General features: G+C 57.7%; 10 protein-coding genes. 8 read left to right on the plus strand and 2 right to left on the minus strand.

Annotated elements, in window-relative coordinates; all coding sequences use genetic code 11:
• Positions 1–307 precede the first annotated feature (307 nt).
• Entirely contained in the window at positions 308–1,372 is a 1,065-nt protein-coding gene (locus RBB77_RS07820; protein WP_281376834.1) for a rod shape-determining protein, read from the minus strand.
• A 324-nt stretch (positions 1,373–1,696) separates the two neighbouring features.
• Here RBB77_RS07820 and ald point away from each other — a divergent pair, with 324 nt between their 5' ends.
• From ald to RBB77_RS07835, 3 genes are all read left to right on the plus strand, one after another.
• A complete protein-coding gene (gene ald / locus RBB77_RS07825) occupies positions 1,697–2,809 on the plus strand; it encodes an alanine dehydrogenase (protein ID WP_353066198.1) in 1,113 nt (370 codons plus the stop codon).
• A 76-nt stretch (positions 2,810–2,885) separates the two neighbouring features.
• The gene (locus tag RBB77_RS07830; protein ID WP_353066200.1) at positions 2,886–5,489 is read left to right on the plus strand and encodes a sensor histidine kinase; all 2,604 of its coding nucleotides are present in this window, start codon (positions 2,886–2,888) and stop codon (positions 5,487–5,489) included.
• A complete protein-coding gene (locus RBB77_RS07835; RefSeq protein ID WP_353066202.1) occupies positions 5,486–6,856 on the plus strand; it encodes a sigma-54-dependent transcriptional regulator in 1,371 nt (456 codons plus the stop codon). Before RBB77_RS07830 ends, RBB77_RS07835 begins: the two co-directional genes overlap by 4 nt.
• Before the next feature lie 20 nt (positions 6,857–6,876).
• On the opposite strand, the gene era is transcribed toward RBB77_RS07835, so the two are convergent.
• A complete protein-coding gene (gene era, locus RBB77_RS07840) occupies positions 6,877–7,926 on the minus strand; it encodes a GTPase Era (RefSeq protein WP_353066204.1) in 1,050 nt (349 codons plus the stop codon).
• 99 nt (positions 7,927–8,025) lie between these two features.
• Here era and RBB77_RS07845 point away from each other — a divergent pair, with 99 nt between their 5' ends.
• The 5 genes from RBB77_RS07845 (at position 8,026) to rodA (ending at position 14,259) form a co-directional block, all read left to right on the plus strand.
• Complete coding sequence (locus tag RBB77_RS07845; protein WP_353066206.1) at positions 8,026–9,153, plus strand: alpha/beta hydrolase; 1,128 nt, start codon at positions 8,026–8,028, stop codon at positions 9,151–9,153.
• A 137-nt stretch (positions 9,154–9,290) separates the two neighbouring features.
• Positions 9,291–10,586 (plus strand): rod shape-determining protein MreC, encoded by a 1,296-nt coding sequence (gene mreC, locus RBB77_RS07850; RefSeq protein WP_353066208.1) that lies wholly within the window; start codon positions 9,291–9,293, stop codon positions 10,584–10,586.
• 19 nt (positions 10,587–10,605) lie between these two features.
• On the plus strand, positions 10,606–11,130 hold the full coding sequence (gene mreD / locus RBB77_RS07855) for a rod shape-determining protein MreD (RefSeq protein WP_183975776.1): 525 nt from the start codon (positions 10,606–10,608) through the stop codon (positions 11,128–11,130).
• A gap of 81 nt (positions 11,131–11,211) precedes the next feature.
• Positions 11,212–13,143, plus strand: coding sequence for a penicillin-binding protein 2 (mrdA, locus tag RBB77_RS07860; RefSeq protein ID WP_353066210.1), 1,932 nt, complete (start codon positions 11,212–11,214; stop codon positions 13,141–13,143).
• Positions 13,144–13,158: 15 nt separating this feature from the next.
• On the plus strand, positions 13,159–14,259 hold the full coding sequence (gene rodA, locus RBB77_RS07865; protein WP_353066212.1) for a rod shape-determining protein RodA: 1,101 nt from the start codon (positions 13,159–13,161) through the stop codon (positions 14,257–14,259).
• The last annotated feature ends 134 nt before the right edge of the window (positions 14,260–14,393 follow it).

A 14,393-nucleotide genomic window follows, 5' to 3' on the forward strand; every position in this document is an offset into this window, starting at 1 on the left:
CCATCAACGACATCCGCGTGGCGTATTAGTTATCCACGATCCGCTATACTGATTACAGTTCGCAAAAAGCCCTGGGTACCCACCCGGGCTTTTCTTTTTTTAAAAGTAGACTCGCTAAGCCCCTTATTTGGACGAATTTGGCCGTAACCCGTTTGCTATGACGAATTTGCAAGACCATGTTCTGTGTAAACTATTCATAAATAAGCACTTACAGGAGGGTAACCAGGGGGGGGGGTACCCTCACGGACAAAGCAAAAGCCCCGGAAAAATCCGGAGCCTTGGCCCAACCAGGTAGAACCAAAGTCGATCAGTCGATAGAAATCTTGCGAAGCAGTTTGAAATCCGACAGCATCTTGCCTGTCCCCAGCACAACCGAAGCCAGTGGATCATCCGCGATCGAAACTGGAAGACCAGTCTCTTCACGAATCCGCTTATCCAGATTCTTGATCAGCGCCCCGCCGCCCGTCAGCACGATGCCGCGGTCGGAGATATCAGCCGAAAGCTCAGGAGGAGTCCGCTCGAGCGCAACGCGAATCGCGTTGATGATCGTCGCAATGCACTCCGAGAGCGCCTCACGAATCTCGGAGTCTTCAATGGTGATTGTCTTCGGCACGCCCTCGATCAGATTGCGTCCCTTGACTTCCATCGAAATGGGTTTATCCAGCGGATACGCCGAACCAAGCGAGATCTTGATCTGTTCCGCGGTACGCTCGCCGATCAGCAGGTTGTACTTCCGCTTCAGGTACGTCATCACGGCTTCGTCCATCTGGTTTCCAGCCATGCGCACGGAACGCGAGTAGACGATACCGGCTAGCGAGATCACCGCGATATCGGTAGTGCCGCCACCGATGTCGACGACCATGTTGCCGCCCGGTTCGGTAATCGGCAAACCCGCGCCAATCGCGGCCACCATGGCCTGTTCGACCAGGTGAACCTCGGACGCCTTGGCCCGGTAAGCAGAGTCCATAACGGCGCGTTTTTCAACCTGCGTAATCTCTGAGGGAACGCCGATCACGATGCGAGGATGCACCATCATCTTCCGGTTGTGAGCCTTCTGGATGAAGTAATTCAACATCTTCTCGGTATGACGGAAGTCGGCGATCACGCCGTCCTTCATCGGTTTGATGGCAACAATATTGCCCGGTGTGCGGCCAAGCATCTCCTTGGCCTCTTTGCCCACAGCCTCAACCTCGTTGGTGATCTTGTTCACCGCGATGATCGAAGGCTCGTTGACGATGATGCCTTTGCCGTGTGCGAAGACAAGCGTATTCGCCGTGCCGAGGTCGATAGCAAGGTCGCTGGAAAAGAGGCTGAAAAGAGACCGCATATTGTGAATGCGGGAGTAACGCATCTGAAAACTATTCGAAGACATAGGTGTTTGAGATCGATCCTAAAAAGAGACTCACACTAGTGTATTCCTTTAGCAAGCGGTATTTCAGCACCTAATCTAACCAGTTAGCATGCCTCTTCTGTGTTAGTCCCGTTCTGGTTCACACAGCAACCGTCACCAGAACACCGACGGACAGATGAGAATTCTCACATGACCGTCGAGCCGTATTTCTCAAGCGCGAAAAGAGGATCTTCAGCGTTCGGTTATGGAGCGCGGTCGGCGAGAGGCTTTCTCATCCTCCTGTGACATCCTTCCAGTGCGAATAGATACAATCAAAATAAGCTTCAGCGATGTGGAGACAGACGAATGATTATTGGTGTGCCGAAGGAAGTGAAGGATCACGAGAGCCGCGTAGGAGTAACCCCAGCTGGCGTCAAAGCACTGGTCGAAGCTGGACACAAAGTTCTCGTAGAGCACGACGCCGGTGCCCTGTCGGCCATGCCCGACGACGAGTACCAGGCAGCGGGCGCCGAGATCGTCGGCTCGGCTCATGATGTGTGGCGGCTCGCCGAGATGGTCGTCAAAGTCAAGGAGCCGGTTGAGAAAGAGTACAAGCACTTCCGCGACGGCCTGGTTCTATTCACCTATCTCCACCTGGCTCCGCTCAACGACCTAACCGACGCGCTGCTTACGTCGAAGGTCACAGGCATCGCCTATGAAACCGTCCGTGATCGCGCTGGCGCCCTGCCGCTGCTAACCCCAATGAGCGAGGTCGCGGGCCGCATGAGCGTCCAGGTCGGCGCAGCCTATCTTGAGAAGGAGCATGGTGGGCGTGGAGTTCTCCTGGGCGGTGTTCCAGGCGTACCACCGGGCAACGTCTGCATCATCGGCGGGGGTATCGTCGGCACGAACGCTGCAAAGATTGCGCTCGGCATGGGCGCGAAGGTCACGCTGATCGATCTGAACCTGAATCGCCTGCGCGAACTGGACGACATCTTCGGTGGCCGCCTCTATACCGTCGCCTCGAACAGCTACAACATCGAACACGCCGTTCGCGATGCCGATCTCGTCATTGGAGGCGTCCTGATTCCGGGAGCGGCCGCCCCAAAAATCGTCACCAAAGCGATGGTGGCAAAGATGAAGAAGGGTGCCGTGATCGTCGACGTCGCCATCGATCAGGGTGGCTGCATCGAGACCGCGCACCCGACGACCCATTCGAACCCCTCGTACGAGGTCAATGGTGTGGTTCACTACTGCGTCACGAACATGCCTGCCGCTGTACCGAACACATCAACCCTCGCGTTGACCAACGCAACCTTCCCCTACGTGCTGAAACTAGCGCGTCTGGGGGCTAACGCGGCCATTAGCGAAGACAAGGGAATTGCCGAGGGAGTCAACACCTTCAACGGTGTACTGACCTACGGCGCAGTCGCTCAGGCGCAAAAGCGCGACTGGCAGGCCGTAGCGAAGCTCGTTTAGCCGCCGTGTCTGTTGCGGAATGAACGAAAAACCGATCTCAGCCGCATATAATCGTGGGGACTGAGGGGAGCGGGCCATGGGCACAACTGCGAATCGGCGAAAGATTTGGATCGTCGCTCTCGGTGCGTGCCTGCTTATCCTCTTCGTGGCCCTTGCTACTCTGAACGCTTTTAACACCCAGCTCCCCAAACCAGCGAGCACCCAGCAGACAGTGATCTTCACCGGTCTGTCGATCGTGGCGTTTCTCCTCTTTGTCGCCGTGTTGCTGCTGTTGGTTCGCAACGTGTTGAAGCTGTATGCGGACCAGCGCAGCCGTGTGATGGGTACGCGTTTGCGCACCCGCATGTTGTGGGGCGCAGTGTTGGTCAGCTTGGTTCCTATTGCTTCCATGTTTGCGTTCAGCTACCAGCTGATGAATCGCGCGGTAGACCGCTGGTTTACGCAGCCTGTCACGGACATGCGCGAAGACAGCAACAACATGGCCCTCGAACTGGCGCACTACACGACAGCAAATGCTCGCGCCGAGGCGGATTCGATCGCCGCTAGTTTGCCCGCACCCCCGGTGGTTGCTCACGTAGCTCATGAATCGGCTGCGGCACGAGCAGCAGCGTCGGGTCGTAGCCAGACCCGTCGCTCGACCCACGGTTCGGCGCATGATCTGGTTCGTCCCGTCGCACCCTCTGCCTCTCATCTGAACCGTGAGGCGATCTACGAGGTTTTGCGACAGCATGAAATTACCCTGCAGAACGGCTTCGCTATCGTCTATCGCGAGGGTCGCGTCGTCGCTTCATTTCATTTGCCGCAGCGCGTTGGAGCGACCGCGCAGGTTAAGGTCTGGCTTCCCGATCAGGTGTCCGGCGCAGACACGGAGGAGGCGAGCGCTCACGCCCCTACCGACCCCATGGACGCCGCGATCCTCACCACCGCCCAGCGCATCGACCAGCCCGTGTTTTCGCTTGGTGCCACGGACTATGCACTGGGCGCCACTACTCTGAAACAGGGCGAGACCGTCGTCGTAGGCCTGCCTATGCCCTTCGGTATGGCTGCGACCATGACCAACCTACGTAAGGCAGCAGACGCATACTGGGTGCTCTACAGCGAGCGCCGTCAGATCAGAGATCTGTACATGCTCTTGCTGCTGATGATGACGAGCCTTGCTCTTTTCGCCTCATGCTGGCTTGCACTTCATCTCTCCAAGCAGGTGACGAAGCCGGTTGAGGCTCTAGCGGATGCGATGGAGGCTATCGCGCAAGGAGACTACGGCCATCGCGTGCAGGAGAGTGCAACCGAAGAGCTTGGCGAATTGGTGCGCAGCTTCAATCACATGGCCGCTGATCTTGAGGGCAGCCGCCGCGCGGTCGAAGAGTCCACCGTACAACTCAGTGCCGCCAACACTGCGCTTGAGGCGCGACGCGGAGAACTCGAAACGATGCTCGAGACGATTCCCAATGGAGTAGCGACGCTCGACACGGATCGACGGATAGTCCTCGCTAACCGCGCTCTTAGCGAGATGATGGATCCGGGCGGCCAGCGGCCCTTCTATGGGTTGGTCATGGAAGAGGTCTTTCCGCCTGAGGTCTCCGAGGTACTTGACCGCCTTATTAAACGCAGTCATCGCATGGGTTCGGCCTCGAGTGAGATTGAGATTACAGGGTTTCCCAGAACCTCGGGCGACAGATTTGGTGGAACGATGAATCTCCTCGCTACGGTTGCCTTGCTCGAGATGCCTGCGGCTTCCGAACGCATGCGCCGTGAGCATCAGGGCTACGTAATCGTCCTTGAAAACGCGACCGAGCTGCTCCGCGCGCAGAAGCAGTCAGCATGGAAAGAAGTGGCCCGGCGTGTAGCACACGAGATAAAGAATCCTCTTACTCCAATCAGCCTCAGCGCAGAGCAGATTCGCCGTCACATCGACCGCCTCGCCCGCGCCGTCGCCGACGCGATACCACCCAGCAGCGCGGAACCACCTTCCATCGCCGTCATCCGCCGATGCTCTGAGGTCATCACCTCTTCCGTTGAGAGCATGCGGTCACTCGTTGACCAATTTGCCGCACTTGCGGAGTTCCCCACGGCTCGCCCGAAGCCTGCAGACCTCAACACGATCGTCGAAAACTCGTTGGCTTTGTTCGCTGGCCGCATGCAGACGATTCGCATCGTCCGTAAGATGAGCCCGGATCTGCCGCTCGTTATGGCAGACCCAGAGGCATTAAAGCGCGCCCTCGGCAATCTCATCGACAACGCCGCCGAGGCCATGCAGCAGAGCCTCTATCGAGAGCTGCAAATAAGCACCTGTCTCCTGGACAGCGGAATGGTCGAACTTACCATCGCCGATAGCGGCTCCGGCCTTACCGACGACATGCGACAGCGCCTCTTCTTGCCGTACTTCTCCACCAAGCAGCGCGGTACCGGACTCGGCCTTGCAATTGCCGCAAAGATCATCCAGGAGCATCAGGGTACTATCCGCGCGGAGAAGAATGAGCCGGCGGGAGCCAGGTTTATCGTCGAGCTTCGCCCAGCGAGTTCGCCCGACAGCGACGCGGAGGCGCCAGCTGTCTTCAATTCCTATGCTCCTTCCCAGAACGGCCATCACTCGACAGTTGAAGTCGAATCTGCCGCCGCAACCAACGGCACCAAAGCCGAAGACGACTTTGCCTCCACTCTCCCCAGAGGCCCACAATGAATCACGTACTCATCGTTGACGACGAAGCGGAGATCCGCGAGTCGCTCGAAAGCATCCTTCGAGAAGAAGACTATCTGGTCACCACCGCAGCTACAGCCGGCGAAGCCATGGAGCTTCTTCGCGACGCCGCCTACGACGTTGTCCTTCTCGACATCTGGCTGCCCGACCGTGACGGCCTTGATACCCTCACCGAAATCCGTCAGATGGAGTCAGCCAACGTTCCCGAAGTCGTCATTATTAGTGGCCACGGCACCATCGAAGCCGCAGTCCGTGCCACAAAACTGGGTGCCTACGACTTTCTCGAAAAACCTCTCTCGCTTGATCGCACCCTGATCGTTCTCAAGAACGCCATGAAGGCTCGCCAGATGCGCGAGGACAATCAGGAGTTCTCACGCCAGCTTACCAAAGGGACGGTCACAGGAAACTCTGTTCCCATGAAAGCCCTGCGACAACAGATTAAGCTAATGGCGCCGACCAATGGTCGTGTGTTGATCTATGGTGAATCCGGCGCAGGAAAAGAGCTCGTCGGTCGAGCCATGCATGCCGAAAGCCTGCGCAAAGACCGTCCTTTCGTCGAGCTAAACTGCGCCGCCATTCCTGAGGACTACATCGAAAGCGAACTCTTCGGCTATCGCCACGGAGCGGTCCCAGGCGGACCCACCGAAAAGCGCGGGACCTTCGAAAGAGCTGACGGTGGCACCCTCTTTCTCGACGAGGTCGGTGACATGAGCCTCAAGACACAGGCCAAGGTATTACGCGCATTGGACGAGCAGCGTTTTCTTCCCGTCGGAGCTTCCCATCCTGTCCACGTAGATGTCCGCGTCATCGCCGCGACCAATAAAGACCTTGAGGAAGAGATCGCCCGCGGCAACTTCCGCGAAGACCTTTTCTATCGTCTCAACGTCATTCCATTCTTCGTCCCACCACTGCGCGACCGCAAGGAAGACATTTCCCTGCTGGTAAAAGAGTTTCTGCAACAATTCGGTTCGGAGTACGGACGCCCACACGTAGACATGACCGACGACGCCCTTGCCGCTCTAAAGCAATATCACTGGCCCGGAAATGTGCGCGAGTTGCGCAATCTAGTCGAGCGGGTATTGATCCTCAATCCCAAGACGCAGCGCATCGAACGCAAGCATCTTCCCATGCTCGTTTACCGCGACTCCGCCCGAGACGCGAACAAGAACAACGGTCGTGAAGAGTTCACCAGCCTCCTGCAGGCCCGCGAAGCCTACGAACGCGACTACATCCTGAAAAAATTAGACGAGTTCCACGGTAATGTCAGCCGCGCTGCAGAAGGTCTGGGCCTCGAGCGCAGCCATCTCTATCGCAAGATGAAAGCACTCGGCGTCAGCGTGAAGGAATAGACCCGAAACAACTTCACCTTTTACTTTTCTTCCGCAGCCTGCTTGGCCGCAATCTCTTCAAGTTGTCTCCGCCAGTCGAGGTCTTCAACAAAGCCTCGGCTGGAGCGCCACTCTTCCTGCACCTTCACAAACAGTTCAAGAAACACCCGCGTGCCCAGCAGGGATTCGATATCTTTCCGCGCCGCAGTGCCGATTCGTTTCAGCATCTCGCCTTGCTTGCCGATCAGGATCGCCTTCTGACCTGTTCGCTCACAGAAGATGACTGCGGAGATCTTTGTCACAGGCAACCTGCCATCTTTCATCTTCTTCAACGAGGTTGGCTCTTCAAACTTTTCGATGACGACTGCGGTCGCATACGGGACCTCTTCGCCGGTGAGCATCAAAATCTTCTCGCGAATCAGTTCGGCGACGAGAAAACGTTCTGGCTGGTCGGTGAGTTGATGTTTCGGAAAATAACGCTGGCCCTCCTTCAATTGGCCAATGACCTTCTCCAGCAGCAGTTCGAGTCCTTCCTTCTTTCGCGCCGAGATCGGAATCACATCCGCAAAACAATGGAGCGTAGACCAATGCGCTATGAGCGGAAGCAGGTCCTTCTTCGGGATCGCGTCCATCTTGTTAAGTACCAGAATCACCGGGCACTCGAGTTTCTTAATCAGTGAGAGCGCGAAGTCATCTTCGGCAGCGGACATTCCCATCCGCCCGGTCGCCTTTCCGCTGTCTCCTGCTCCGGGAGTCTTCGGCAATCGGTGCGTCACATCAACGATAAAGAGCACGGCGTCGCGTGACTCCAGCGCATCGTGGACCTCTTGCATCATTCGCTTGTCGAGCTGCGTATCCGGTTTGTGAATCCCCGGTGTATCAACCAAGACCACCTGCGCAGCAGGATGCCCAGCCTCGACCTTCGTCTTTTTCTTTAGCGGAACTTCGAGCACGCCATGAATCCGTGTGCGCGTCGTCTGCGGCTTGTGCGTGACGATAGCAAGTTTCTGCCCAAGCAGGGCATTGAGCAAGGTGGATTTGCCCGCATTTGGGCGACCGATGATGGAGACGAAACCGGAGCGAAAGGCCATTCCCTTTATTATGCGCTGTCGTAGTGCCCCAATTGGCGAACCTCGGCTAAACTGGCTCGTATGAAATTGAAATCCAACAAACTGCGGACTTTTCGCAGAATGGTTCGAGGTCTGGCCCTGTTATCATCCGTCACCGCACCACTTTTCCTCTCCGCTCAAGCCGTCAAGCCCTTCTCTTCGATCGAGGTTCACTCAGACCGGACCGTAACCTTCGCTTACAGGGACGGCGTTGCTAAAAAGGTCGAGCTGGTCGTCGGCGGACTGCCGAAGAAGCTGGCTATGAAAAAGGATACGGCCGGTATATGGACCGTCACAACGCCGTCCCTGCCACCTGAAATATATGGATATCACTTTGAAGCCGACGGTGACCTCCGATTGGATCCCGCCAATCCCGGTACCACGATCAACCTGGTTGATATCGCGAACGAACTCATCGTGCCTGGGGACGCACCACAACTCTGGGATGTAACCAACGTCCCACACGGCATCTTGCACCACTACACGTACACCACTGATACCGTCCTTGGGCTGCCTCAAAACCAGAGCCGTTATTTCGTCTACACTCCGCCGGGCTACGATCCGAAGGCTCCGCAGCCGTATCCGGTCCTCTATCTGCTTCACGGGTGGAGCGACTCGGACTCAGGGTGGACGGCTGTCGGGCGCGCCGAACTGATCCTCGACAATCTGCTTGCACAAGGCAAGATCAAGCCTATGGTGGTCGTGATGCCGCTCGGCTACGGGGATATGTCCTTCATTCACCAGTTCCATGTATGGGAGGATCCAGCCGCCATCGACCATAATGTCGATCTGTTCGCCAAAGCGCTGCTCACCGAGGTTCTTCCGCGCGTCGAGTCTGACTACCATATCTCGAAGGATCGTAACGACCGCGCCATCGCCGGTCTCTCGATGGGCGGCCTTGAAAGCCTCGAGATCGGGCTCTCCCATCCGGATAAGTTTGCGTGGATCGGAGGATTCAGTTCGGCCGTTCACAACCTCGAATACACCCAGAAACTCGCGTCGCTCGATCCCAAAGCTGCGAACCTCCGCCTGCTCTGGGTTGCCTGTGGAACCGAAGACTCGCTTATCGAGCCCAATCGCAAACTTATTGATTTTCTTAAAAGTAAGAGTATGCCCGTCCAGCAGATCGAAACCCCCGGCTACCACACCTGGATGGTCTGGCGCGACAACCTGAGCCACTTCGCCCCATTGCTGTTCCAGCAAAGATAGCGGCTTGCGTTGTTCCGGCAGTGGTTATTGGCCTGTCTTGTCGACCTCTCAGTGAGTGCAACAAGAAAAATTTGGCCTCCGCATCCAGCACGCCACCTCCTCCTGCGCGTTACTTCGCAGATAATCAGTGCTAGCGCATGGAATCTTTCTTTACACGCTTCAAGAATGTTCTGGTCCTGGTTGCCATCCTGCTAGCCCAGACCATCGGCCTTGCAGTCCAGGTTCGCCGCCCCGTCGAATCGGGCGCCCCTGACAGCAGCAGGGTCACGCTTATTCGATATTGGGCCGTCTCCATCGTCACTCCCTTTGAGCGATTCTTCCACGGCATCGGCCACACTGTTCGCTACGGATGGTCCAACTATGTCGACCTCCGCAACACTCGCCAACAAAATCACGACCTTCAAGATCAGATAGCGCGTCTCCGACTGGAGCAGGCCTTGTTCGCCGAAGATGCCATGCAGGGTCATCGTCTGCAGGCACTGCTGGACTTCCAGCAGCACTATGTATCGGCCACCGTTGCCGCGCAAGTGATCGGCACGAGCGGCAATGACCTTTCGCGCGTCATCTACATCGACAAAGGTGCAAAGGATGGCCTCAAGGCCGACCAGGCCGTCATCACGCCCGATGGCATCGTGGGAAAGATTCGCGATGTCTTTCCGCACACCTCTCAGGTGCTTCTGATAAACGATCAGACCTCAGGCGCCGGCGTTCTCCTCGCCACCACGCGTATCCGCGCCATTCTCCGCGGCAGCACCACCGGCCAGATTCTGATCAACAACCTCACCCCGGACGACCGCATCAAGCCCGGCGAACAGGTTCTCAGCTCCGGCGGCGACCAAGTCTATCCGCGCGGTCTACCCGTCGGCACCATCGAGTCCATCAAAGTCGATCCCGATCACCAGCCCTACACGCTCATCCAGCTTCGCCCCGCTGCCAATCTGAACCAGCTCGAAGAGGTTCTGGTCATCACTGGTACTCAAACCACGCTTTCTAATCAGGCTCAGAAGGATCTTGCCGCTGGCGCCGCGACCGCCGAGGCTCAGGCTGCCGCCAAACAACTTGCAGACCAGCAGGCCGCGGAGGCTGCTGCCCGTTCCGCCGCTCAGATCGTAGCTGATCGTCTGCCCAGCATCCACGACGACGCGAGCGATGCGAAGGCCGGCACCGCAACAACACCCCCTGCTACGACTCCTGCGATCAGCGTGGTTCCCAAGCCGCTCCCCACCATCCACTCCGATCGTTACTCGCCCGGAGCCACACCATCGGCTGCCGATCTCAAACCGGGTGCTGCCGAGACCAACAATCCATCAGTACCCCAAACGTCCACTCCGGACGCAACAACTCAGCCAGCCACACCGAAGCCCGCGCAACCAAAGCCTCGCAAACCTCAGCCTCCATCGGACTCAACCCAGCCCCCAAACCCGCAGCCGTAGCAACTTTTCGACCTAAAAAATGGCCACCCGCAGCTTTACATCCCGACGAGAGCTAGAGCAGCACAGCTTTCCCCCTGCCGTCGCCCTGCTGGTGCCTCTGGGTGCCATCCTCCTGCAGGCGCTGCTCCCCCGGCCCTTTCCGCGGCTCGCCATTCTCGATCTTCCTCTAATCGTCACCGTCTTCTTCGCCGTCTCACGCCGCAATCCGGTCGCTGGCACCCTTACCGGAGCAGCCATCGGCCTCCTTCAGGACGCCCTCACCGCCCAACCAATCGGCGTTAACGGCATGGCAAAGTCCGTTATCGGTTATATCGCCGCCAGCATCGGTATTCAGATCGATGTTGAAAATCTCACGACGCGCATTCTCATCAACTTCGGCTTCTTTCTTATCAACAGCTTCCTGCTCTTCCTCATCAACCGTCGACTCCTTGGACTCACGAACTTCCACATCTATTGGGGCCACGAACTCATTCGCGCCGCGATCAACACGGCGGTTGCCCTTCCTATCTTTTTTCTGCTCGATAACACGAAGAGGAACGAGTAAAGCCCGAATCCAATCGTCTAAAACGTACATTACAACAGTGGTAGACCCCGATCATCAACTCCAGTCGTAGACTGAAATAGCATGGAACTCACTCACCATATCGACCCGAACGACCTCGGCCCCAACGGTAAAGCCGAAAAAGTCTCTGCGGGTAAGCTTCACGCGGCGCAGTACATCGTCGCATTCATTCTCATCATTCTGATCACCGGCCTCTGGCGACTTCAGGTTCTTGGCGCTGATAACTTTCGCGCACTCGCCGAAGCCAACCGCATCCGCAAGGTTCCAATCCTCGCTCCTCGCGGCCGCCTCTTCGACCGAGAAGGCCGTCTGCTCGTCGATAACTACCCCTCCGTCTCCTGCTACCTCCTACGCGAGCAGGTCAAAGATCTCGACGTCGATCTGCCTCTCATCTCTCAGGGCCTTCACATCCCCATTGAGCAGATCCAGTCCACGCTGCGCCGCTATCAAATCGCCCCGAAATATCAGCCGATCCCCCTCAAGCAGGACATCTCGCCCGACGAACAAGCCTTCATCGCAGCTCACCGCGACGAGCTTCCCGAACTCGAAACCCTCGACGAACAGCGCCGCCTCTACCCTCGTGACGGATTCGCCGCCCACCTCATCGGGTACGTCGGCGAAGTCTCCGAGCAGATGCTCGACGACCCGCGTTACGCCTTCTACTCTCCCGGCGACGTCGTCGGTCGCTCCGGCGTCGAGCAGACCTACGATGCATTGCTACGCGGCAAAGACGGCAGCCGCGACGTCATCGTCAACAGCCACGGCAAAGAGCTCGGTCACCTCGGCCAAGAGCTTGCCGTCCCAGGAAAAGATCTGAAGCTCACCATCGATCTCGACCTCCAGATCGCCGCCGAGAAGGCGCTCGACGGCAAAAACGGTGCAATCGTTGCGATGGACCCACACACCGGCGAGATTCTCGCGATGGTCTCGCGTCCTACCTTCGACCCGAATCAGTTCTCCGTCCGCCTCACCAAGAACTACTGGAACGAGATTCTCAACAATCCCGACCACCCCTTACTCAACAAGAGTCTCCAGGCACAGCTCGCACCAGGAAGCACTTTCAAGATCATTATGTCGGTTGCTGGCCTGCAGGAAAACGTTGCTCAGACCATGCACGTCAGCTGCAACGGTGGCGCCGAGTTCTACGGCCACTTCTACGCCTGCGACCGCCACCACGGCGCAGTCGATATCAATAACGCCATTCCGTACTCCTGCGACACCTTCTATTACACCCTCGCCAACCGCCTGGGCATCGACACTATCGCGAAGTACGCGACGTCTCTCGGCCTCGGTCAAAAGACCGGCATCGACCTGCCCGACGAGGTCACGGGCACCATGCCATCCACAGCCTGGAAGCTGAAGACTCAGCATGACAAATGGTTCGCCGGCGAAACCATCTCGGTCGGCATTGGCCAGGGCGCAGTCACCGCGACCCCCATCCAGCTTGCTCGTGCCCTGAGTGGCGTCGCTAACGGGGGTGTTCTCCGCCGTCCGCATGTCGTCTTCGCTGACGAGATTCCGCCCGACATGCTTCAGGCTGTCCGCGAGTCGTTTCCTGGCTCGGGAGACGCGACCATCCCGCTGACCACGGAGAACTGGCAGCTCATCACAGACGCCATGGCCAACGTCACCAGCAGCCCCATCGGCACCGCCTACGCCGCACATCTTGAAGGGGTCGACTTCGCCGGCAAGACTGGCACTGCGCAGGTCATCGGCCACGATGCTCTCGCCAAGACCAGCAAAGGCCACAACACGGAGCCCAATGCTTGGTTCGTGGGCATGGCTCCGCGCCGCAATCCAGACATCGTCGTTGCCGTCCTCTGGGAGCATGGCAACTGGGGCAACAACTCCGCCAAGCTCGCCTCCCAGATCATCGACGCCTTCGTCAACAAGCAGCGCAAACGCGACAACAACATCCGCATCGCCACCACCCCCGAGCCCGCCAAGCCCGAGACCATCCCCAGCGCAACACCCACCGTGCCGAGCGCCGAATAGGACAGACCAGTCACCATGCCCCGCCTCTCCTCCTACCGCGACTTTGACTGGGTCCTTCTTGGATTCGTACTGCTGCTCTCGCTTATCTCTGTTCTTGAGATCAAATCGGCCACGCTCCACACCAAGTTCCACGGCTTCGACCACAAGCAGATCCAGTTTCTCGCTGTCGGTCTGGTCCTGATGTTCATCGTCTCGCTTATCGACTACCACCGTATGCTCGACATCGTCCACTGGGCCTACGGCATCAGTATCGTTTCATTAGTCGCGGTCCTGATCGTCGGCACCAAAGTCCTCGGCGGCCGCCGCTGGATCAAATTCCCCGGCGGTATTCACTTTCAGCCGTCGGAATGGGTCAAACTTGTCCTCATCGTCGCCGTCGCCCGCTACTTCTGGGGACTGGCCGGAAAGGAACTAACCTGGGGCGACATTGGAAAGGCGGCCGCTATGGTCGTCGTCCCGATGGCTCTCGTACTCAAACAGCCAGACCTCGGCACCGCCCTGACGTACCTACCCATCCTGATCTGCGGCCTCTTCCTCGGAGGCATTCGCTTCAAGCAGGTGGGCCTTGTGCTGCTTGCGCTAGCCATGATCGGCGGTATCGCTTGGAAGAGCGGCAAACATCTCAAGCCCTACCAGCAGGCGCGTATCGACGCCTTCATTAACCCCGACTCCGACCCACGGGGCTCCGGCTATCAGATCCGCCAATCCCTCATCGCTGTCGGCTCCGGCGGCATCTGGGGCAAAGGCGCCAACAAGGGGACCCAAACCCAGGGCGACTTTCTCCCCATCCCTTACACCGACTTCATCTTCGCCGCGTTCTGTGAAGAGCATGGCTTCGTCGGGGCTCTGGGCGTACTGCTCTTATATTTCCTCATCCTCATGCGCCTGATTCAAAACGCCCAGACCGCCTCCGACCTGCCCGGCAGCTTTATCATCATGGGGGTCGTCGCCGTTATCGTATTTCAAATTGCCGTTAACGTCGGCATGGTCGTCGGCCTCATGCCCGTCACAGGGATTCCTCTACCTTTGCTAAGTTACGGCGGCTCTTCGGTCCTCTTCACCTTCCTATCCCTCGGCATTGTCATGAACATCCGCATGCGCCGCTTCGTCAACTAGATGCGTATTAGCCTTGTTGCCTGAATAGGTCCTCTCAAGGGAACAAATCTCGGTATTACAGATAGGTAAATTTCCCGCTGTGGCGGCTTTAGTGCAATACTGTTAGCAACACCTGTTCGGCTGTAGATGCCGCT

Origin of the sequence: Tunturibacter psychrotolerans (assembly GCF_040359615.1) — a bacterium.
Taxonomy (GTDB): Bacteria; Acidobacteriota; Terriglobia; order Terriglobales; family Acidobacteriaceae; genus Edaphobacter; species Edaphobacter psychrotolerans.